This window comes from Flavivirga abyssicola (assembly GCF_030540775.2).
Taxonomy (GTDB): Bacteria; Bacteroidota; Bacteroidia; order Flavobacteriales; family Flavobacteriaceae; genus Flavivirga; species Flavivirga abyssicola.
Genome location: NZ_CP141266.1, coordinates 1,763,244 through 1,783,306, shown reverse-complemented (window position 1 = coordinate 1,783,306; position 20,063 = coordinate 1,763,244). Strand labels below are relative to the sequence as shown.

Sequence of the window (20,063 nt, the reverse complement as noted above, 5' to 3'; positions counted from 1 at the left end):
TAGCACTGCTATGCCTTGCAAAAAATGCCACATCTGAACAAATTTTATCTCATTTTCGGTTAAAAACAAAAAGTCAAGATGAGTTCTTTTACAAAAAAATTAAAAATAGTATATTTATACCTGTTCTATTTCCCCGCTATGAATAAATTATTAGTATTAATTTTAATAACGTTAAATACTGCATTTGCATTCTCTCAAAAAGAACTAAAGCACGAAGTTTATTTTGATACGGATAAATACAATCTGCCGCCAACAGAAAAAAATCGTTTACTTCTTTTTATTTCAACGTTAACAGACGTAGATATTGAAGCCATTTCTATATTTGGGTTCTGTGATGATATTGGTGCAGATACCTATAATTTAAAACTATCTCAACAACGCGCAGATGCTATAAAATCTATTTTTTCCAGTAATGAAATAAGCGATGAATTAATTACAAATGTTGATGGAAAAGGAGAAATCTTATTAAAGATCGTAGAAGAAAAAAATCTAATAAAAATAAGAGGTTTAAACAGAAAAGTAGAAATTATAGTAACACCAAAAAAACCAAAGCCTAAACCTGTTGAAAAAAAGCCTGTTGCAAAAGTTCCTAAAAAGAAAAATACTCCCGAGATTATAAAAGGGGACCTTAAAGTTGGTGATAAAATAGTTTTTGAAAATATTTTATTTAAAACAGGTTATAGCACAGTTACATATGGGTCTAAAAAAACACTGGAATCTATTGCAAAAGCACTTGTAGAACGTGAAGATATTTATTTTACCATTCAAGGGCATGTATGCTGTACACAATACAGTAGAGATGCCGTAGATAGAAAGACCAAAAAACGGAACCTGTCTGAAGCCCGGGCAAAATATGTTTATGACTATTTTGCAAAAAAGGGGGTTGATAAAAAACGCATGCGTCATTTAGGGATGCGCCGAAAATTTCCGCTTGGCGGTGATCCAAAATACGACAGGCGGGTTGAAATATTAATAACCTATGTGGGTAAATAGAAAATATTTCTACAGTTTATTACTTATTTTACTAAGTTGTATTAGTATTTATTCTCAAACCCTTATTCCAGACAATAATTTTGAACAAAGATTAATAGATTTAGGGCATGATTCTGGTCCTTTGGATGGCTCTGTAACCACTGCAAATATATCTGGTATTATAGATTTAGATCTTGAAAATAGAGGTATCTCAGATCTTACCGGTATTCAAGACTTTTTAGCTTTAGAAGTTTTAAGTTGTCAATCTAACAATTTAACAAGTTTAGATGTCACACTAAATACACGGCTATCTCAACTATTTTGCGATAGTAATCAATTAACAGGTTTAGATGTCACGCAAAATACAAGTTTAGAAATTTTATGGTGTGATTCTAATCAACTAAGTACTTTAGATGTTACTCAAAACCCAAACTTGAGAGCATTGGTTTGTGGAAATAATATGCTTACCAATTTAAACATTAGTCAAAACCCGAATATAAAAGATTTTGTTTGCAAAAATAATCAAATAACATCCTTGAATCTTTCTCAAAATAGTGCATTAAATATATTTCAATGTGGTAATAACCTATTAACAAATTTGGACGTTTCTAATAACTTAAATTTATCTTCTTTTACTTGTGAAAATAATCAACTAACCCGTTTAGAGCTTTCAGCAAATACCCAACTCGCAAACTTAAATTGTGCTTCTAATCAATTAACGGAATTAAATCTATCTAATAATTCCAATTTAACAGAACTGGATTGTAGTAATAATAACTTGTGTAGATTAAATATTAGAAATGGTAATAATACTAATGTTACTTTAATGGATTTTAGGGCTAATCCAGATTTAAATTGTGTTGTTGTTGACAACCCTTCTGGTAATCATTCAACTTGGCTGCCAACTACTTTTTCCAATTACATAGCATCTCAAACCGACTGTAGTAATTTTGTTAATGTAGATACACTTAACAATGTGGTCACTAGTACTTCTTATACTTTACCTGCTCTAACCAATGGGAATTATTTTATGCAATCTGGAGGAAACGGTATTCAGCTTAATGCCGGAGATACTATTACAAGTTCACAAACTATTTATATTTATAACGAAACGACTTGTGATAATAATGAGTCTAGTTTTAGTGTGCTAATTATCGATCAAGATTATTATATCCCAAAATACTTCACACCAAATAATGATGGTAGCCATGATTTTTGGCAAGTTTTTGACACTAATAATTCAATAAAAATGACACATATTTTTGATAAATATGGAAAACTTTTAAAATCATTACCCCCAAATTCCCAGGGTTGGAATGGTACTTTTAATGGACACCCTTTAATTACTGATGACTATTGGTACGTAATCACCCTAAATTCGGGAGAAGTCATCAGGGGGCATTTTGCTTTAAAACGCTAATTTACTCTTTAATCATAGCTATATGCGGAATATCGTCTTCTAAATACTCCTCACCTATGGTTTTAAAGCCTAAATCTGTATAGAATTTTATTAAATAGACTTGAGCCGATATTTTTATTAAAGATGTATTAAAATGCTCTGAAATAGCTTTAATAGATGCTTCCACGATGTTATAACCATATTTATAGGCACGTTCGCTTTTAATTACAACCACTCTGCCAATACTAGGTTCTTTAAAATAATCTCCTGGTTTAAAAATACGTGTATAGGCTATTAGTTTCTCTTTTTTAAAACCCAAAACATGTAATGCTTTTTGGTCTTTTCCATCAATATCTTGATACACACAATCTTGCTCAACTACAAATACTTCACTTCGCAATTGTAATAAACTATACAGTTCTAGTTTAGTTAATTCTTCAAATGTTTTTACTTGTATTTCTAACATATTTCATGAGGTCAATAAAGGATAATTTTGTTCTCGATAGCCTTCTGAATAACATTAATAACTAGTCTTGTACAATCACATCTTTAACATCATCCTTACCAAATTCCGGCTGTATATTCACGTGATTAATATCATATTTATTGAATACTAAATGTTCAATTTCATGTAAAATAACATCAAATTGAGATAAGGTAATATCATTATTAAAATCAATATGTGCCTCTAAGTGGATTTCTTCTTCATTTAGCTGCCAAACATGAACATGATGTACATTTTTAATACTATCAAAAGCATTAATTTCAGCAACTATTTGTTTTAAAGGAATATCATCTGGGGTAAATAACATTAAAACTTTTGTAGATCTTTTTAATAAATCAAAACCCATCCAAATTAAATAGACAGCTATCGCAAATGTTAATACACTATCTACCCAATATAGCTCATAATATTTCATTAACAAACCACCTATGAGTACAGCAACACTAGCCATCATATCTGTTAATAAATGAAGATAAGCGCTTTTCATATTCATATTTGCGTTAGAATCTTTTTTTAATAAAAGCACACTAAAACCATTGGCTACAATCCCTAAAAGAGATAACCAAATAACTAAATTAGATTCTATTTCTTCTGGATTTTGAAACCTTTTTATAGCCTCAATTATTAATAAAATAGCAACAATCATTAAAGTAGCTGCATTTATAAACGCTGCTAAAATTTCTGCTCGTTTATAACCAAATGTTCTGTGAATAGAGGCTTTTTTTTTCGATAATTTATTAGCCACATAACTTATAATTAAAGAGAGTACATCACTAAAATTATGTAAGGCATCACTTAATAATGCTAAACTACCAGAAACTATACCCCCTATTACTTGCGCAGCAGTAATAAGTATATTTAATAAAATGGATATAAAAAGATTACGTCCTTTTAGGTCGTTATGAGAATGAGAGTGGTTATGAGTATGTGAATGACCCATTTAAATTTAACAAGATAGCGGAATTTTATCTATTCTATTTTGATGTCTACCACCTTCAAATTCCGTATTTAAAAATGTTTCTACCATTTGCAACGCTTGCGGGATAGCAGTATAACGTGCAGGAATACATAATATATTGGCGTTATTATGTTGTCTTATAAGTTCAACAATTTCTTTAGTCCAACATAAACCAGCACGCACTTGTTGGTATTTATTAGCTGTCATGGCTACACCATTAGCGCTACCACAAATTAAAATACCAAAATCTACTTTTTTATTCTCAACATCTTGAGCTACCGGATGTACAAAATCTGGATAATCTACACTATCATTTGCATCGGTTCCGTAGTTATTAACAGTGTAACCTTTTCCTTCTAAATAGTCTTTAATAGCAAATTTATAATCCGTTCCTGCGTGATCGTTTCCTATAGAAATTGTCATGATTTTATTATCTTGTTTTATAAGGTATAAAGTTACTAACTATATATTAAAAATCATTCATGTCTTTTGTTAGATAATAAGATTGCTTCGTTATTAGAATCGAGAACAAAGACTTGTATGTAGCTAACTTACAAACCTAATTATCCATTCAAGTTAGCTTATCTTTAAAATAAAAGAATTTCGAACTACATTCAAAAAATTTATATTAATTACTCTTATTAACGATGTGCGTTATTTTATTCATTACTTGTTAATAAGTGTTCATTACTTTCTAAAAGAAAAATATTGTTATTCCATTTATTTTTTCAATCAAAAACTAACATGACATTACCAAAAATTTAAATTATTTTTTTTGGTAATGTTATTAGACTAAAAATATTAGATGTGAACATGAAAATTAAATATAGTTATTAGAAAAAGTTGTTAGTTTTAGTTGTTAACAACTGTGAATATAAAACTTAAAATCATTAAAAATGAACCTATTAAAATAAATTCTATTGTTAATTAATTATTAATAGAACGTAAATTAATTATTATCAAAACAAAACTTAAAAAAGTTATCCTAGCTATTAACATACTATAATAACCATCATTTATTTTTTAAATTTTTAAAAGAAAATAGTATTATAATATATAATGTGGATAACTCTGTTTTTAATCAAATTTTTTCTGAAAGTAACAGAACAGGATGTGAATTTTAATAAATGAATAGCATTTTATCATGAATACAGACCAAAGCATGAACTTTTGGACTTTAGTTTATGCTGAGTACTTTGACTGCATTTAGTTTATAAACTATAGCCGAATACATCAAAGTATACTTTTCAGGATTTCTCATAAGGATGACATTCCATGTTTGCTCCTTAATAGTTATGCTATACGTTTAGGTAAAATATATTTTACTCTCTGTATCGTTTGTTTTGTTTATAAAATGAAATTTATTCTATTTATAGCTTGTTTTCTTACTATAATAGTACTTGCGCAATACTAAGAGACTTAAAAATTAAATTGAGCAATACTATGATGTTATTTTATCTCTAAGTGTTATATATTATGAGTACTAACTATTTTGATCTTATAATAAGATTAAATATAAAATATTATTTATTAAAAATAAGAAAAAACCTACTTTAAGTATTTATTTTTGATGTTAAGTGAATTTGGAATTTTATTATGATAAGATGTCTCGAAAATTTATCTTGAGTACTTCGACTGTGCTCAGCATAAATTAAAGTCGAAAAGCTCATGCTTCGTTCTATAGACATGACAAATATCTGTATTTCAAATAATTAACTTAGTTTTTTAGTATTATTTACGTCGATATGACGTTATTTTATTATGACCTCAAGTATAAAAATAAAAAATCCCAGCTAAAGCCAGGATTTAATAAATTTATTAATTTTGATTTATTTACTTTTTATAAGCTTCATTTAAAGCATCTAAAATAGTTTTTGTTAAATCATTTTCATCGATTCCATAAAGCACTGTAGCTGCAGCATCGCTAGTTCCTAAGATATAAGTATAACCATTAGTTTTTCCATAATCTTTTACAAAGTCTTTTACTTTAATGATTAAAGAATCAATTTCAGTTTGAAAATCTTGGGTTAATTGTTGTTGCTCAAATTGCATTTGTTGTTGAAGCAGTTGTTGCTTTTGTTGCAAACCACCCATTAATTCTTGAGCTTTCTTTTTTGATGATTTTTGAGCTGTAATTTGTGTTTGTTGAACTTCTAATTGAAAAGCTTGTCCAATACTATCAGCTTTCTTTTTAAATGCTTCTTCTTTGGTTTGAAATTTTGCTTCTAAATCTATTTTCTCTTGAAAATCATTTATAACAATGCCATTATCTATATATCCTATTTTTTTTTCTTTTTGACAAGATGTAAAAACTAGAGCCACTAATAATGTATAAATTATATTTTTCATTTTGTTGTTATTTTAAATTCGAACAAAAGTAATAAAGTAAAGCCTAAAATTAGGCAGAATTATTTTGAATTTAAATTATAACGAATTCTTATAGTTATTATAAGTTGTAATAATAATAATTTATTAAAAAAGAACTCATTAAAAGCGTTTTAAGAGACTTTAATAATTTTTGCTAGTGTTTGTCTATTTAACAATGTAAAACTTAAATTTGATTGATATAATTAAGTTTTAGCTATTTTTAATGATATAAATTAAAGAAGAAGCCTCTTTAGATGTCATGGCCTTCAAATTAGAAAGTAATCCTATCCAAAAACCTTTAATAGGATTCATTTTTCCATGTTTATATTTTTCAGAAAGTAGACTTACATAAAAAGCATCAAAGAGCATGGGTTTGATTTTTATAGTTTTCATAGAAACTTTTAAAACTAATTTAGATATAGAAGTTTTATTAAAATGCCAAAGATGTCTAGGTACGTCATAAGCAGCCCAAAACTCTTTATAATATTTTGCATCAAAACTTTTATAATTAGGAACTGCAATTATTAAAGTACCGTTAGGTTTTAGTAATTTTTTAAAAATTGAAATATGTTCTTCTAAATTTGGTAAATGCTCCAATACATGCCAAAGTGTAATTACATCAAAACTTGAAGGCTTAAATTTTAAGAGTTCTTCAGTTTCAAAAACAGAATTTTCAGTTTTATTATTTGCTATTTTTCGAGCTTGTTCATTTGGTTCTATTCCTGTAATTGTCCAATTATTTTGTTTAGCTGTTTTTAAAAAATCACCTGTACCGCAACCAATATCTAAAAGATTTTTTTCTTCTGAAGAAAAAGAATTAATCAATTTCAATTTCTTTTTTAAGGATAGGTTTCTTATTATATGATAGACTTTTTCAAATAAATTTCGTTTGGTATCTGTATGTGAAATATAGTCTTCACTTTTATAATATTCTGGTAATTTATCTAAAGAAGGTTGAGGTATAGTTTCAAGAAAACCATATTCAATATTTTCAATTAATTTAAAAGTTTCATTAGAAACCGAATGATCTTTTACAGTTAAATAAGAGGGGTTATTTTTCATTAGAAATAGATTCCGAACTAAGTTTTAGAATGATAAAAATTAAAATTTAATAAAACGTTCCACGTGGAACACTCAAAAATCATCTACCCATATAAACTAATAATACAGAAATATCATTAGGTGAAACACCACTAATTCTTGATGCTTGTGATACAGTTGTTGGTTGTATTTTTTTTAGTTTTTCGCGTGCTTCAAAACTCATAGATTTGATTTGAGAATAGTCAAAATTCTCTGGTATTTTTACATACTCCAGTCTACTTAATTTATCGGCATTATTTTTTTCCTTAGCTATATAGCCAGAATATTTTACCTGAATTTCTGTTTGTTCTATAACCTCATTATCTAAATTATTATCCTGAATATATTGTTCTACAGCTTTAAATTTTCGAACATCATCAATGGTAATATTTGGTCTGGAAAAGATCTTAAACATCTTATCAGATTGTTTTACTAAAGCAGATCCTTTAGACTCTAAAACTGGATTTGCTTCTTCTGGTTTTACACTTGTTTTAGAAAAGAAGGCTACAAACTTTTCTGCATCATTATGTTTTTGCTCCATTCTTTTTAAGCGTTTTTCACTTGCTAAACCAAGCTCAAAACCCTTAGGTGTTAATCTTAAATCTGCATTATCCTGACGCAATAAAGTTCTATATTCTGCTCTAGATGTAAACATTCTATAGGGCTCTTCTGTGCCTTTTGTAATTAGATCATCTATTAAAACACCAATGTAGGCTTCGTCTCTTTTTAAAGTAAAAGCATCTTTTTCTTGAACCTTTAGACTGGCATTTATACCTGCCATTAATCCTTGAGATGCGGCTTCTTCATATCCAGTTGTTCCATTAATCTGACCTGCAAAATATAGACCATCTACAAGCTTAGTTTCTAAAGTGTGCTTTAATTGTGTAGGTGGAAAATAATCATATTCAATGGCATATCCTGGTCTAAAAAATTTCACGTTTTCAAAACCAACTACAGATCGTAATGCTTTAAATTGGACATCTTCCGGTAGTGATGTTGAGAAGCCATTTACATAAACTTCGCAGGTATTCCATCCTTCCGGTTCTATAAATAATTGATGTTTATCTTTATCTGCAAATCGGTTTATTTTATCTTCAATTGATGGACAATAACGAGGTCCTAAACTTTTAATTCTACCATTAAACATTGGAGATCTATCAAACCCTTCTCGAAGTAAATCATGTACTTCAGAGCTAGTATAAGTCATGTAACAAGACCGTTGTTTTTCTAATGGTTTTGTTATATCCAAATAAGAGAATTTCTCTGGATTATCATCTCCGGGTTGTTCAACCATTTTAGTATAATCTAAACTTCGTCCGTCTACTCTTGGTGGCGTTCCTGTTTTCATTCTTCCAGATTCGAAACCTAAATCTACTAACTGTTCTGTAATTCCGGTAGCAGCTTTTTCCCCTGCTCTACCACCACCAAAATTTTTATCTCCTATATGTATTAATCCATTTAAAAAAGTACCATTAGTTAGGACAACAGACTTGGCTTTTATTTCTATTCCTAAGGATGTTTTTACACCAGTAATTTTTCCTTTCTCAACGATTAAACCAGATACCATTTCCTGATAAAAATCTAAATTAGGCGTACCTTCTAAAAGTAAACGCCAGTCTTCTGCAAATCGCATACGGTCGCTTTGCACCCTCGGACTCCACATGGCTGGTCCTTTAGATTTGTTAAGCATTTTAAATTGTATAGCGGATGTATCAGACACTATACCACTATAACCTCCAAGTGCATCAATCTCTCTTACAATTTGTCCTTTAGCAATACCACCCATGGCAGGATTACAAGACATTTGAGCAATGTTTTGAAGATTCATAGTAACTAGTAATGTTTTGCTACCCATATTCGCAGCTGCAGCTGCAGCTTCACTACCTGCATGTCCAGCTCCTACAACAACAACATCATACACTTCGTTAAACATATTTTTTGGTTTTAAATAGACCTATGTTCCACGTGGAACATATTAATAATTTTAAGTTTGCAAATATACGGCGTTTCTTTAAAACACTTATTTTAAACCTCTATTTCACCTATAGTTTTAATAGATTAAAAACATGTGTTTTGAGAATTTATGATTTAACGAGAAAGATATTTTATATAACGTTTCAAAAATATTACTTTGAAACGTTTATACTAAGCTAATTGTTTTAAATAATAGTTTTCTTTTTTTCGCATTACTTTTGCATCAGCATCCGTTTTATCTTTATAACCACAATAATGAAGTATACCGTGAATGATAACACGATGCAGTTCATCTACAAAAGAAACAGAGAAATCTTTAGCATTATCTTCCACTCTTTCTATAGAAATAAAAATATCTCCCTGTATTAATTTACCCATAGAATAATCAAAGCTAATAATATCTGTTAATGTATCATGATTTAAAAATTCTACGTTTAGTTTATGAAGATATTCGTCATCACAAAACACATAATTAATCTCCTCTAATTTGTAGGTTTCTTTAGAAATTGTGTTTAAAATCCAGTTTGAAATTTGGTCTTCATTCTTTAAGGAAAAATCGGTTTCGTAATTGAAGTTAATCATTATTCTGCTTAAAATATTCTTGCACTTTCTTTTTATAAACTTGTTGCAAAGGTAAAGCTTGTCTGTTTAATATTTCGGTGGTTTTAAAATATTGTTTTGCAGTAGGTATTTGACTGTTTGTATTATTATTGAAATTGTTTTTATTCGTTTCAGATTCTCTTTTATTGTCCTCTCCTTGTTGAAACGTAGCGTTCTCTAATTTTAATAATTGATGCTTTAATTGCATCATTTTTTGAAGCGTTTGATTTGTAAATCCTTTGTTCAATAAATCCAATTCAATGTCTTCCATGCTTCTTAATAATCTGTCTCCATTGCCTCCTTTTCCCTTACCTTCTTTAGCCAATCTTTCTTCTAAAGCTTTACGTAATTGCTGTTGCTGTTGGTATATTTGATACAATAAACCATTCATATCTTCATTACCTCCTTCTCCGTCATTGCCTTCCCCTTGCTTATCTCCTTTTTTTCCTTTTTCACCATCTTTATTTTTTTCTCCATCATTGCCTGTCTTGCCATCTTTTTCTCCTTTACCTTCTTTTTTACCTTCCCCTTCTTGGTCTTTAGGGCTTCCTTTTTCGCCTTTCTTCATACCTTCTTCCATCTTCTTGTTGAGTTCTTCCTGACTCATAATAATATCTGGCAATTGCATATCTCCCTGTCCACCTTTACCGGGAGACATACTCAGATTTTCTTGCATATTATCTAAAACATCACTTAAAAAATTAGCTAAATTATTTGCTGCTGTTACAGCAAACTGCTGATTAGAGACACCTTGATATAATTGATTTTCTGCTAGTAAACTTAAAGCTTTATCAATGTTGTAATACACATCGGTTATTTCCTTATTGACTTTTTCAGAAAGTTTTGGTTGACGAAGCGATAGAGAAAATAAACTATCGTCTATATGTTCAAAATGTTCTTTTAAGTTGTTTTGTTTTCGTAAGTAAGAAGCAAATTTGTTATGATTAGCATCTATACTTTTAAATTGATTCATGACACTTTCCTGATCAAAAGAAAATAGCACAAGGTTATCTAAAATTTGACGAAGCATATCTACATCTTCTTGCATTTGTTCTCCGCCGCCACCTTGCATAGCGCTTTGCATTTGCTGACTCATTTTTTTCATTTTTTGAGCCGCTTTCTTCTGGCTTTTTTGAGCGTTCTTTAAATTTTGATTTTCCTGTTTTTCTTGCTTTTCTTCTTCTTGTTGTTGGTCTTCATTTTGTTTTTCACCAGCTTGCTCCTCTTCTTTTTTCTCTAATGCATCTGATGCTTTTTCTTGTTCTTTTTTAATATCATTTTCCTCTAATTTATCCTGAGGAATATCAATTGGTTTTTTTAAAGCCTTACTATCTTTCTTTAAATCTTCTAACTGTTTAGAAAATTCTTCAAATTTTTTATTAAGCTCTTCTTGTTTGTCTTTAGTATTTTCTTCTTCAGATTTATTAGATTGTTTTTCTTGTTCTTCCGCAAGCTTCTCTAAATCACTCTTTAGTTTTTCTAATTTCTTCTCAACATAAAAACGTTTGGTTAATTCCAACAACTGTTGTAAACTTCGCTTTTTATTTTTATTTTGTTTTGCTAATTCTTCTAATTTTTTGGTGATAACATCTTCTTTGTTGATTTTTTCCAGAAGCTCTTTTAACTCATCTAATACTTTTTCATCTTTCTTAAGCTGCTCTTCATTTTCTTTTAAACGTTTTTTTAAATCTTCTTTAAATACATCCTCTTTTAGATTTTCCTTTTGAAATTCTTCTAAATTATCTTTCAATTTTTTATTGAAATTTTTCATCATTTCGTCTTGTTGTTCCTGACGTTTTAAAAAGGATTCTAATTTCTTTTTATCATTAAAATTTAAAGTCGATTTTTCTTTTTGAGTTTTTGTGAGTTGTTCTAATTTTTTATCCTGCTCATCAAATTTTTCTAAAGATTTATTCAAATCTTTAATGGTTTTGTTTTGTTCTTCTAAATTCTTTTGTGATTCTTCCTCTTTTGTGCGTTTTCTATAAGTAAACACATGACTTTTAGCAGTTTTGTATTTATTAATAACATCATTATCAGATACTTGAAAATATAATTCATAAGATTTACCTGCTTCAATATTTAAATTATTAGGGAAAGCACTTACAAAATCAGCAATATTAGAATTAGATATTGGAATCTTTTCATAGTGTTTGTTTTTATCATCATCTGACGGATAGTACACAAGTTGTAACTTACTAAAGCCGTAATCATCGCTTACTTGCCCATAAAAATATAAGGATTGTAAATCCAAACTATCTGTTTCTACTTTTAAATTAATTTCAGGATATTCATCCTTAACAACACCAATACTAAATGCTAGATTTTCGTAATTTTGAAGGTTTTTATTGCTGGTGCTTAAACTATAATCCAAATTATTATAAACACGTTTAGAGGTTTCAAAAGTTCCTGATTCGTCAGAGGAAAAATTAATAGTATCGTTAGCATACAGATGAACTTGTTCCGTAGATTTGGTTTTTAATTGCCAGACAATATTTGTGCCTTCAGGAACTAAAGCATTTCCTGTATTTTTAATAGTTTCATCTTTCTTTTTAGTGTAAGTAGGGTAATCTAAAACCATTTCAAAACTCAATAAAGAAGGGACCTCAACAATTTTTATTTCATAAGGTTTAGATCTTACATCATTGGCAGATAGTTCAAAACGAATATCCGATTTAAGTTGTGAAAACACATATTCAAATTCTCCTACGCCCTTCTGCTGTAAAAAATAAGTTTCATTATTATAGGTTATCTGTGCGCTTTCTGGTGTGAGTTCCCCCGCAGTTTTTACTATCAGTTTAAAATCTTTATTTTCAATAGCTTTTAAATTATCGTTTACTACAAAAAATTGAAATGGCGCTGGTGGCTCATAGGCCGTTTTATAATGAACAACACGTTCGTAACTCTCACTAAACCAATTAAAATTACCTGTTAAAAAAGTAAGCAACAAGATTAAAACAGGAATAGCTGCATACTTTAAATAGTGTAAGTTCTTCTTTAGGTTAATAGCTAATTTAAATGGAATTGGGGTAAGCTCTAGCGATTTCTGTTCAATACTCGCTAAAAGTAATTCGGACTGTGATTTGTTTTGGTGCAGTTGAAGAACATTTAGCAATTTATCATTTACCTCTGGAAAATGCTGCCCTATAATCCTTGAGGCATCTTCATAATTAATACCTTTTTGAAGCTTGAATAATTTGGCTAAAGGTGCTGCAATGAATTTAACAATTAAAGCAACTTCTACAGCTATAAACAGCCAAAACAAAACGGTTCGGGCTATGGTACTTAACCATAAAACATGTTCAATAAACAGTGTAAATAGAAAATATAATAAGCCTATAGCAAAGAATAAAATGGTACCTTTTAGTAATTCATTAGTGTAATAGCGCTTAATAAATGCTTCTAATTTGTTTTGTATGCTCTTAAAGTTACTATTCATGGTTTTTATTCCTGATGTCTGGGACTTACAAATTCAATGGTTTTTAAATAAAATATTGAAAAGTTATCTTAACGACTTACTAAACTACAATTTTATTTAGTAAAGCGTTTATAATTAAGTGTTAATTGTTAATGCTTGCGTAGATGTTAACTATTGAAAAGGTAAGTTTTTTAAAGCTTAAAAAATAAAACCCCCTCAAGTATAATTAAATGAGGGAGTTTGATGTAATAAAAGTATGAAGTTATAACTCTCAATTAAACCCATAACTATTATAATTACAATTTGTTTCTCAACACTATAAATGTATAAGCTTTCAATTATTTTGGTCTTTTGTTTTTATATGAATAATAATAAAAAGGTCTTAAGAAGCTATAATTAAGTATTCAATGAGATTATATCTTAAAAACTTATGCTATTATTTATTAGTTTAAGAATTCCCCGAGGCTCTGCTTCAGGATTTTCGTTGAAGTTGTCATTCTCGTGGACATGCCTGTCGGCAGCTACTATGTACCCAAAAATATTGCCTAGACTAGTCATAAATAATATTAAAAAAGTTGTATCGTGATGATGTTATATCTATACAGGTAGAAGCCCCAACACCTCCAGAAGAGCGGCACATAGCCCCACTTTTGAACATTTAAATAGAGGATTATAAAAAAGAGTCTAAGGTGCTCGTTAAGAAATGACCATTAGGTAAGCCCAGACCCTTCGTAAAAATAAAGGACAAAAGCTTCGAAATCCAGGAGCATAGTATGGGATGACGCATTTGAGCGACGTCGAAGTTTTGTGCTTGGTTCTTCTTGAGCTTAGCAAAAGAAGAAATTCCTATCGAAGGGGCGTCTTTTCTCCTGCCTGCCGGCAGGCAGGTTTGTTACTTTTCTTTGGACGGGCAAAGAAAAGTAAATAATGATTTTTTTAAGATGTGGATACACTGTAGCTATCAGTTTACGGCTCTGCCTCGAGAGTAGTTCGTTTCAAGAAATTCTTTATTAGCTTAAGAATTTGAATAGAGCGATTACTAAAAATCTCTGCGTTGGTATTTTTCTATTATAGCTTATCTGTATCTTTGCAAACAAATTTATAAAACATGACCAAAAATGTTCGTGTGCGTTTTGCACCAAGCCCAACAGGACCTTTACATATAGGCGGTGTTCGTACAGCTTTATTCAACTATTTATTTGCAAAAAAAAATCATGGAACTTTTGTTCTTAGAATAGAAGATACCGATCAAAACAGATATGTTGAAGGGGCAGAAAAGTATATTGTTGATGCGCTTAATTGGTGTGGGATAGCTTATGACGAGGGACCAGGGAAGAATGAAGCATTTGGACCTTACAGACAAAGCGAACGGAAACATTTATACAAACAATATGCCGATGAATTAATTGCATCAGGCAATGCTTATTATGCTTTTGATACTGCTGAAACGTTAGATTTTCACAGAAAAGATCACGAAGCAAAAGGGAAAACGTTTATATATAATTGGCATAACCGTTTAAAATTAAGTAATTCCTTATCGCTTAGTGCGGAAGACGTTAAAGCTAAATTGGATGCTGGTGATGATTATGTGATTCGATTTAAATCCCCACAAGATGAAACACTTCATTTAACAGATAGTATTCGTGGTGATATAAAAATAGATACTAATATTTTAGACGATAAAGTCCTGTTTAAAAGTGATGGGATGCCAACCTATCATTTAGCAAATATTGTGGATGATCATTTAATGGAAATCACACATGTTATTCGTGGCGAAGAATGGTTACCATCTTTAGCATTACACTACCAATTATACAAAGCTTTTGGTTGGGAAGCTCCAGAATTTGCTCATTTGCCATTAATTTTAAAACCAACAGGAAAAGGAAAATTAAGTAAGCGTGATGGTGATAAATTAGGATTTCCTGTGTTTCCTTTGGAGTGGACGGACCCTAAAAGCAACGACATTTCAAGAGGTTATAAAGAGGATGGATATTTTCCGGAAGCTATGGTAAATTTTCTGGCATTTTTAGGCTGGAACCCTGGAACTGAACAAGAAATTTTTAATTTGGATGAACTTATTGAAGCTTTTGATTTAAGTCGTGTTAACAAATCAGGAGCACGTTTTGATCCAGATAAAATAAAATGGTTTAACCATCATTATATGCAAGAACAAAACAATGATGTTTTAGCTGAGTTGTTTAAAAAAAGTTACTCAGAATTAAGTGAGATAGATGTCAATTATATTGCTATGGTTGTTGGTTTAATAAAAGAACGCGCTACATTTATTTCCGATTTCTGGAATTTAAGTCATTTCTTTTTTATTGCTCCGAAAAGTTATGATGAAAAAGCATCAAAAAAGGCTTTCAAAGAAGGTACAAAAGCCCTTATGTTGGAGTTGGTTTCTATAATTAATACGGTTGAAGATTTTTCTGTAGAAAACCTTCAAACCAAAATTAAAGGCTGGATTACAGATAATGACATTGGTTTTGGTAAAGTAATGATGCCACTACGATTAGCTCTGGTGGGTGCTTTGCAAGGCCCCGATGTATTCGATATTATGTATATGATTGGCAAAAAAGAAAGTATTAAACGTATAGAAGCAGCAATAGCCACTTTATAGGGGTTTCTTAGTTAAATTTATAAAGGATTTAGTACTTTGCTATAATGAGTTGAGTACTGAATTGGCAAAATATTAAAAAGAGACAATCGCGCCAAAAATTAGCATGGTTTGATTCCCTTTAAAACGTGCATTACCACCTGTAGCATCCAGCTCCTGGTCTTCAAGTTTATTCAGAATATTTGTAAAACCATAAAGGTATTGTGCTTTAAGTTTTACATTTTTTATACCTACAGAAGCACCTATGGCACCATTTAAATTAAATTGAGAAATATTAGTAATATCCTCAGCAGATAAATTTGTGTAGTTATTTATATAATAACCTTTTTGGTCTTTATTTTTAAACTCTAATTTACTGTTATATTGTAGCATAGGACCTAAATCTATAGTAAAATACTTAGGAATTACTTTTATATGACCCAGAAACACCAATTGGGCAGCAAACATTTTATATTCAATAAAAGAATCTTCTGTACTGGCTATATCTGGTCGTCCTAAAATTTCAATAGTACTTTCAGATAGTTGCATACCATAGCTTATATTGTACCATATGTGAGGAATATCAACCATAGCTGATAAACCACCTAAAAAACCATCTCCTTGTTTGGTAACAAAGTTATTGGTAGTAATATCAAACTTGGTAATACCACCATTAATACCAAAGCCATTAGAGATTCGATAATTTCCTTTTTGGGCAAAATTTGTTGTAACAAAACATGTTGCTATGACTACTAATAAGACAAGTTGTTTTTTCATAACTATTTATAGGGATAAGTGTGCAAATATAACTTAAATTAGTAACTCGTTATTTTCTAACAATTTTATATTAATTTATTATGAACTATTTCACTATCATTCCTTTAACAATTGTAGGATTGTTGCTTTTGTTTTCATTTATTTTTACCGTTAAACAACAGACGGCGGCTATAGTTGAGCGATTCGGAAAATTTGTGGCTATTCGCCATGCCGGATTAAGATTTAAGGTTCCTTTCATTGATCGCGTTGCCGGTCGATTAAGTTTAAAGATTCAACAATTAGATGTTATAATTGAAACTAAGACACTTGATGATGTATTTGTGCGTCTTAAAGTCTCTGTACAATACAAAGTAATAAGAGAAAAAGTATTCGATGCTTTTTATAAGTTAGATTACCCACATGATCAAATTACTTCATATGTATTCGATGTGGTTCGTGCCGAAGTGCCAAAAATGAAGTTAGATGATGTATTCGTTAAAAAGGATGATATAGCTATAGCGGTTAAGGCAGAATTAAATGATGCGATGATGGATTATGGTTATGATATTATTAAAACATTAGTAACCGATATTGATCCAGATGCTCAGGTAAAAGAAGCCATGAATAGAATTAATGCTGCCGATAGAGAAAAAACGGCTGCACAATATGAAGGTGATGCCGCTCGTATTTTAATTGTTGAAAAAGCAAAAGCAGAAGCAGAAAGCAAGCGTTTGCAAGGTCAAGGTATTGCGGATCAACGTCGTGAAATTGCGCGTGGTTTAGAGGAATCTGTTGAAGTACTTAACAAAGTTGGTATTAACTCACAAGAAGCATCTGCACTTATAGTAGTAACGCAGCATTATGATACGCTACAGGCTATAGGGCAAGAAACCAATAGTAATTTAATTTTATTGCCTAATTCACCACAAGCAGGAAGTCAAATGTTGAATGATATGGTGGCTAGTTTTACAGCTAGTAACCAAATTGGTGAGGCCATGAAAAATAATAAAAAAGACAAAAACAAAGATGAATAAAACATTTTCAACTATTTTAATGCTACTACTCTTTTGTGGTAGCATTTCTTTTGCTCAATCTACAGAAGAATTAAAAGCGTCAGCCTTAAGAGATGCTAAAATTGCTTCTCAAGCAACCCTCAAAATGGATTTTGATAAACTTTTAGACTATACTTATCCAAGTGTTTTGGAACTTATGGGGGGAAAAGAAAAGGCTATTGATTTGTTAAAATCGACGTTTGATTCTATGAAAAAAGATGGTTTTGTTTTTGAAAAAGCCGAAATTTTAGGAGTTTCAGATGTTGTTTTTGAAGATGATCAATATCGCTGTTATATTGAAGGTTTTAATCAGATGATTGTGGGTGATAAACGAATAAAATCTAAAAGTTACTTATTTGGAATTTATAATAGTGAAGCAAAATTTTGGTATTTCATGGAAGCCAAACAATTAAAAAATACAGCTATGATGGATTTAGTATTTCCTGATTTTAAAACAAGCCTGAAGATTCCCGAGGACGAAATGACAACTGAAGAAATTTAATGTATTAAAAGAAGTTTAATTTTTGTCCGTTCGAGCGCAGTCGAGAACTAAAACACCTCATTAAATAAGTAGGTTTCGACTGCGCTCAACCGGACATTTACCTTTTATTTTTAGACAGCCTTCTTGCTTTTTTAGCACTACAACTTTTTAAACCTAGGTTGCTCTTTCTCTTTCTCAACATCGTTATCACTATCACTTACTCTACCAGGAAATGTTAAAGCAGTACTCGCAAATGTTGTCCCAAAATTAATATGTGCATAATATACTTGACTAACAGCATCTTTTACTTGATGCTCAGATAATTCCTTTAATGGATGAATAAATACAGACCATAAAACACCATCTGAAACAGCATATTTAACGTCTAAAGCCGTGTGGAAATTTGCAACTAAAGCAGCCTTAATTAATTCATCACTCAAACTACTAGAATCTGCAATTGGAGATATGATTCGCATTCTATTATGGTTTGTATCTGTAATAGACATAAGAGGAATTTCTTTAACAAAAAATTGCCAAGCTCCAGGTTTTCCTTGAATGGAATCACTAACGGTGGTATAAATTGTATCAAGTTTTTCGTTATTCATATCCTGCGAAAAAATGCAGAGAGGTAAGACTAATAAAATCAATGTTAGCGTTTTCATAATACTTGTTTTGTATGGTTTAGGTCGAAAAAATAAACGCATCCAAACAAAAGCAACCCAATTTAGTTTTTAAAAGGATGTCGTTCTTCCCAATCTTTAGTAGGGTTCATGAGTCCAAATACGCCTTTCAAGATCGTATTCATAAATCTATTGGTATGTTTTAAATATACCAGCATAGCTTTTGGTTTTGCTCCTATAGAGCTTTTAATTTCCATTGCAGTTCTGGCGTATACGACAGATGAAAATTTATTTTCAATCCCAAATTTCACCATATCATAAAGCATGTTTAAATACAATTGGTTAGAATGTTGGAGCTCTTTATCATAACCTAGAAAATAGGTTTCTAAGTTTTTACCATTTAAAATTAATGTATAAAACCCTACCAATGTATCATCCAGATAATAGCCAAACACCTTAAAGTGCTCCTTCAAATTTTGTTTTAAAATACAAAAATGCTTTTCTGGTAAAATAAACGTGTTAAATTTGGCATTATTAGAAACGTTTAAATATAAATTGTGAAGTTTTTTTGAATTGGTTTTAATAGACTCCAGATCAAGTTCAATGCATTTTATAGCACCTAATTTCTTTTTTGCACGTTTATATCGATCTCTGTATTTTTTATTTAAGTCTGCTTTATAATCTTCAATTTTCACCCAGTTAGAGCTTGTAGACATAATCATATTGGGTTGGACAAAAACCTCATGCAATTTATGAGCATTAAAAGTAGTTTTATCTTTATGAATAGGGTCTTCAAGAAAAAAATCTTTAAGCATTAGTGCTCTTATTTTTTTTCCTTGAGTCTCTTTAATTTTTAGTCTTAATGTATCTAATCCTTCAAAAATGACATTGAAAAAATCTGATTGTGTAATCTTGTTTTCATCAAAAAACAAAGCGTGCTGCCCAGTATGTGTTAAGTTTCCAACAACTAATATATTTCCTTTAAGGATTTTTGAAATGATATTTTGGAAAAACTCTTTTAAACAAGACACTTCTGTTTTTCTAAACATGTCTTTTAGGTATAGTTGTACACGTTGAATAATAGCAACACCAACCAAAAGCCCATCATTAAAAACGCCAACGTAAAAAAGTTGAATATTATTTGGAGACGCTTCTTCCAAAGCTTTTAAATAGCTTGCTTGTAAAAAGATATCATGCTTTACAAATGCATCCCAACCTTCTGGAAGGTTGTTAGCAGAGTAATAAATGTGTGATGTTTTATTCAATAGGAAAATAAAAAAGACTG

The 20,063-nt window shown here is 30.2% G+C and carries 16 protein-coding genes; 5 read left to right on the top strand and 11 right to left on the bottom strand.

What is annotated here, in order from left to right; all coding sequences use genetic code 11:
• The first annotated feature begins 138 nt into the window (after positions 1–138).
• Both Q4Q34_RS07435 and Q4Q34_RS07430 read left to right on the top strand, forming a co-directional pair.
• Positions 139–993 (top strand): OmpA family protein, encoded by an 855-nt coding sequence (locus Q4Q34_RS07435; protein WP_303316629.1) that lies wholly within the window; start codon positions 139–141, stop codon positions 991–993.
• Positions 980–2,392 carry a T9SS type B sorting domain-containing protein gene (locus Q4Q34_RS07430; protein ID WP_303316628.1) on the top strand — a complete coding sequence of 471 codons (1,413 nt, stop codon included), beginning with the start codon at positions 980–982 and terminating at the stop codon, positions 2,390–2,392. Before Q4Q34_RS07435 ends, Q4Q34_RS07430 begins: the two co-directional genes overlap by 14 nt.
• 1 nt (position 2,393) lies before the next feature.
• Here Q4Q34_RS07430 and Q4Q34_RS07425 read toward each other — a convergent pair whose 3' ends face one another.
• From Q4Q34_RS07425 to Q4Q34_RS07390, 8 genes are all read right to left on the bottom strand, one after another.
• Complete coding sequence (locus Q4Q34_RS07425) at positions 2,394–2,837, bottom strand: GNAT family N-acetyltransferase (RefSeq protein WP_303316627.1); 444 nt, start codon at positions 2,835–2,837, stop codon at positions 2,394–2,396.
• Positions 2,838–2,898: 61 nt separating this feature from the next.
• Positions 2,899–3,816 carry a cation diffusion facilitator family transporter gene (locus Q4Q34_RS07420; RefSeq protein WP_303316626.1) on the bottom strand — a complete coding sequence of 306 codons (918 nt, stop codon included), beginning with the start codon at positions 3,814–3,816 and terminating at the stop codon, positions 2,899–2,901.
• 6 nt (positions 3,817–3,822) lie between these two features.
• Positions 3,823–4,257 (bottom strand): ribose 5-phosphate isomerase B, encoded by a 435-nt coding sequence (rpiB, locus tag Q4Q34_RS07415; protein WP_303316625.1) that lies wholly within the window; start codon positions 4,255–4,257, stop codon positions 3,823–3,825.
• A 1,410-nt stretch (positions 4,258–5,667) separates the two neighbouring features.
• The gene (locus tag Q4Q34_RS07410; RefSeq protein ID WP_303316624.1) at positions 5,668–6,183 is read right to left on the bottom strand and encodes an OmpH family outer membrane protein; all 516 of its coding nucleotides are present in this window, start codon (positions 6,181–6,183) and stop codon (positions 5,668–5,670) included.
• A 228-nt stretch (positions 6,184–6,411) separates the two neighbouring features.
• A complete protein-coding gene (locus tag Q4Q34_RS07405; RefSeq protein ID WP_303316623.1) occupies positions 6,412–7,263 on the bottom strand; it encodes a class I SAM-dependent methyltransferase in 852 nt (283 codons plus the stop codon).
• Between the two features lie 79 nt (positions 7,264–7,342).
• A complete protein-coding gene (gene mnmG, locus Q4Q34_RS07400; protein WP_303316622.1) occupies positions 7,343–9,214 on the bottom strand; it encodes a tRNA uridine-5-carboxymethylaminomethyl(34) synthesis enzyme MnmG in 1,872 nt (623 codons plus the stop codon).
• Between the two features lie 212 nt (positions 9,215–9,426).
• The gene (gene ybeY / locus Q4Q34_RS07395) at positions 9,427–9,837 is read right to left on the bottom strand and encodes an rRNA maturation RNase YbeY (protein WP_303316621.1); all 411 of its coding nucleotides are present in this window, start codon (positions 9,835–9,837) and stop codon (positions 9,427–9,429) included.
• Complete coding sequence (locus Q4Q34_RS07390; RefSeq protein ID WP_303316620.1) at positions 9,830–13,294, bottom strand: coiled-coil domain-containing protein; 3,465 nt, start codon at positions 13,292–13,294, stop codon at positions 9,830–9,832. The genes ybeY and Q4Q34_RS07390 overlap by 8 nt, the downstream gene beginning before the upstream one ends.
• A 1,087-nt stretch (positions 13,295–14,381) precedes the next feature.
• On the opposite strand from Q4Q34_RS07390, the gene gltX reads away from it, so the two are divergent.
• Positions 14,382–15,893, top strand: a complete 1,512-nt coding sequence (gltX, locus tag Q4Q34_RS07385) for a glutamate--tRNA ligase (RefSeq protein ID WP_303316619.1) — start codon at positions 14,382–14,384, stop codon at positions 15,891–15,893.
• Positions 15,894–15,965: 72 nt separating this feature from the next.
• Here the strand turns inward: gltX and Q4Q34_RS07380 are convergent, their stop codons facing one another.
• The gene (locus tag Q4Q34_RS07380; protein ID WP_303316618.1) at positions 15,966–16,646 is read right to left on the bottom strand and encodes a hypothetical protein; all 681 of its coding nucleotides are present in this window, start codon (positions 16,644–16,646) and stop codon (positions 15,966–15,968) included.
• An 80-nt stretch (positions 16,647–16,726) separates the two neighbouring features.
• Here Q4Q34_RS07380 and Q4Q34_RS07375 point away from each other — a divergent pair, with 80 nt between their 5' ends.
• Together Q4Q34_RS07375 and Q4Q34_RS07370 are read left to right on the top strand one after the other, a co-directional pair.
• Complete coding sequence (locus tag Q4Q34_RS07375) at positions 16,727–17,659, top strand: SPFH domain-containing protein (RefSeq protein WP_303316617.1); 933 nt, start codon at positions 16,727–16,729, stop codon at positions 17,657–17,659.
• Complete coding sequence (locus Q4Q34_RS07370; RefSeq protein ID WP_303316616.1) at positions 17,652–18,179, top strand: hypothetical protein; 528 nt, start codon at positions 17,652–17,654, stop codon at positions 18,177–18,179. The genes Q4Q34_RS07375 and Q4Q34_RS07370 overlap by 8 nt, the downstream gene beginning before the upstream one ends.
• 137 nt (positions 18,180–18,316) lie before the next feature.
• Here the strand turns inward: Q4Q34_RS07370 and Q4Q34_RS07365 are convergent, their stop codons facing one another.
• Positions 18,317–18,820 carry a hypothetical protein gene (locus Q4Q34_RS07365; RefSeq protein ID WP_303316615.1) on the bottom strand — a complete coding sequence of 168 codons (504 nt, stop codon included), beginning with the start codon at positions 18,818–18,820 and terminating at the stop codon, positions 18,317–18,319.
• Between the two features lie 62 nt (positions 18,821–18,882).
• On the bottom strand, positions 18,883–20,043 hold the full coding sequence (locus Q4Q34_RS07360) for a GNAT family N-acetyltransferase (RefSeq protein ID WP_303316614.1): 1,161 nt from the start codon (positions 20,041–20,043) through the stop codon (positions 18,883–18,885).
• Positions 20,044–20,063 lie beyond the last annotated feature (20 nt).

What these genes read in the sequence shown, in the direction of transcription:
- Q4Q34_RS07435 (WP_303316629.1), top strand. Translation starts at nt 139, where the DNA reads ATGAATAAATTATTAGTATTAATTTTAATAACGTTAAATACTGCATTT.
- Q4Q34_RS07370 (WP_303316616.1), top strand. Translation starts at nt 17,652, where the DNA reads ATGAATAAAACATTTTCAACTATTTTAATGCTACTACTCTTTTGTGGT.
- rpiB (WP_303316625.1), bottom strand. Translation starts at nt 4,257, where the DNA reads ATGACAATTTCTATAGGAAACGATCACGCAGGAACGGATTATAAATTT.
- Q4Q34_RS07375 (WP_303316617.1), top strand. Translation starts at nt 16,727, where the DNA reads ATGAACTATTTCACTATCATTCCTTTAACAATTGTAGGATTGTTGCTT.
- Q4Q34_RS07420 (WP_303316626.1), bottom strand. Translation starts at nt 3,816, where the DNA reads ATGGGTCATTCACATACTCATAACCACTCTCATTCTCATAACGACCTA.
- mnmG (WP_303316622.1), bottom strand. Translation starts at nt 9,214, where the DNA reads ATGTTTAACGAAGTGTATGATGTTGTTGTTGTAGGAGCTGGACATGCA.
- Q4Q34_RS07430 (WP_303316628.1), top strand. Translation starts at nt 980, where the DNA reads ATGTGGGTAAATAGAAAATATTTCTACAGTTTATTACTTATTTTACTA.
- Q4Q34_RS07365 (WP_303316615.1), bottom strand. Translation starts at nt 18,820, where the DNA reads ATGAAAACGCTAACATTGATTTTATTAGTCTTACCTCTCTGCATTTTT.
- Q4Q34_RS07410 (WP_303316624.1), bottom strand. Translation starts at nt 6,183, where the DNA reads ATGAAAAATATAATTTATACATTATTAGTGGCTCTAGTTTTTACATCT.
- Q4Q34_RS07380 (WP_303316618.1), bottom strand. Translation starts at nt 16,646, where the DNA reads ATGAAAAAACAACTTGTCTTATTAGTAGTCATAGCAACATGTTTTGTT.
- ybeY (WP_303316621.1), bottom strand. Translation starts at nt 9,837, where the DNA reads ATGATTAACTTCAATTACGAAACCGATTTTTCCTTAAAGAATGAAGAC.
- gltX (WP_303316619.1), top strand. Translation starts at nt 14,382, where the DNA reads ATGACCAAAAATGTTCGTGTGCGTTTTGCACCAAGCCCAACAGGACCT.
- Q4Q34_RS07405 (WP_303316623.1), bottom strand. Translation starts at nt 7,263, where the DNA reads ATGAAAAATAACCCCTCTTATTTAACTGTAAAAGATCATTCGGTTTCT.
- Q4Q34_RS07390 (WP_303316620.1), bottom strand. Translation starts at nt 13,294, where the DNA reads ATGAATAGTAACTTTAAGAGCATACAAAACAAATTAGAAGCATTTATT.
- Q4Q34_RS07425 (WP_303316627.1), bottom strand. Translation starts at nt 2,837, where the DNA reads ATGTTAGAAATACAAGTAAAAACATTTGAAGAATTAACTAAACTAGAA.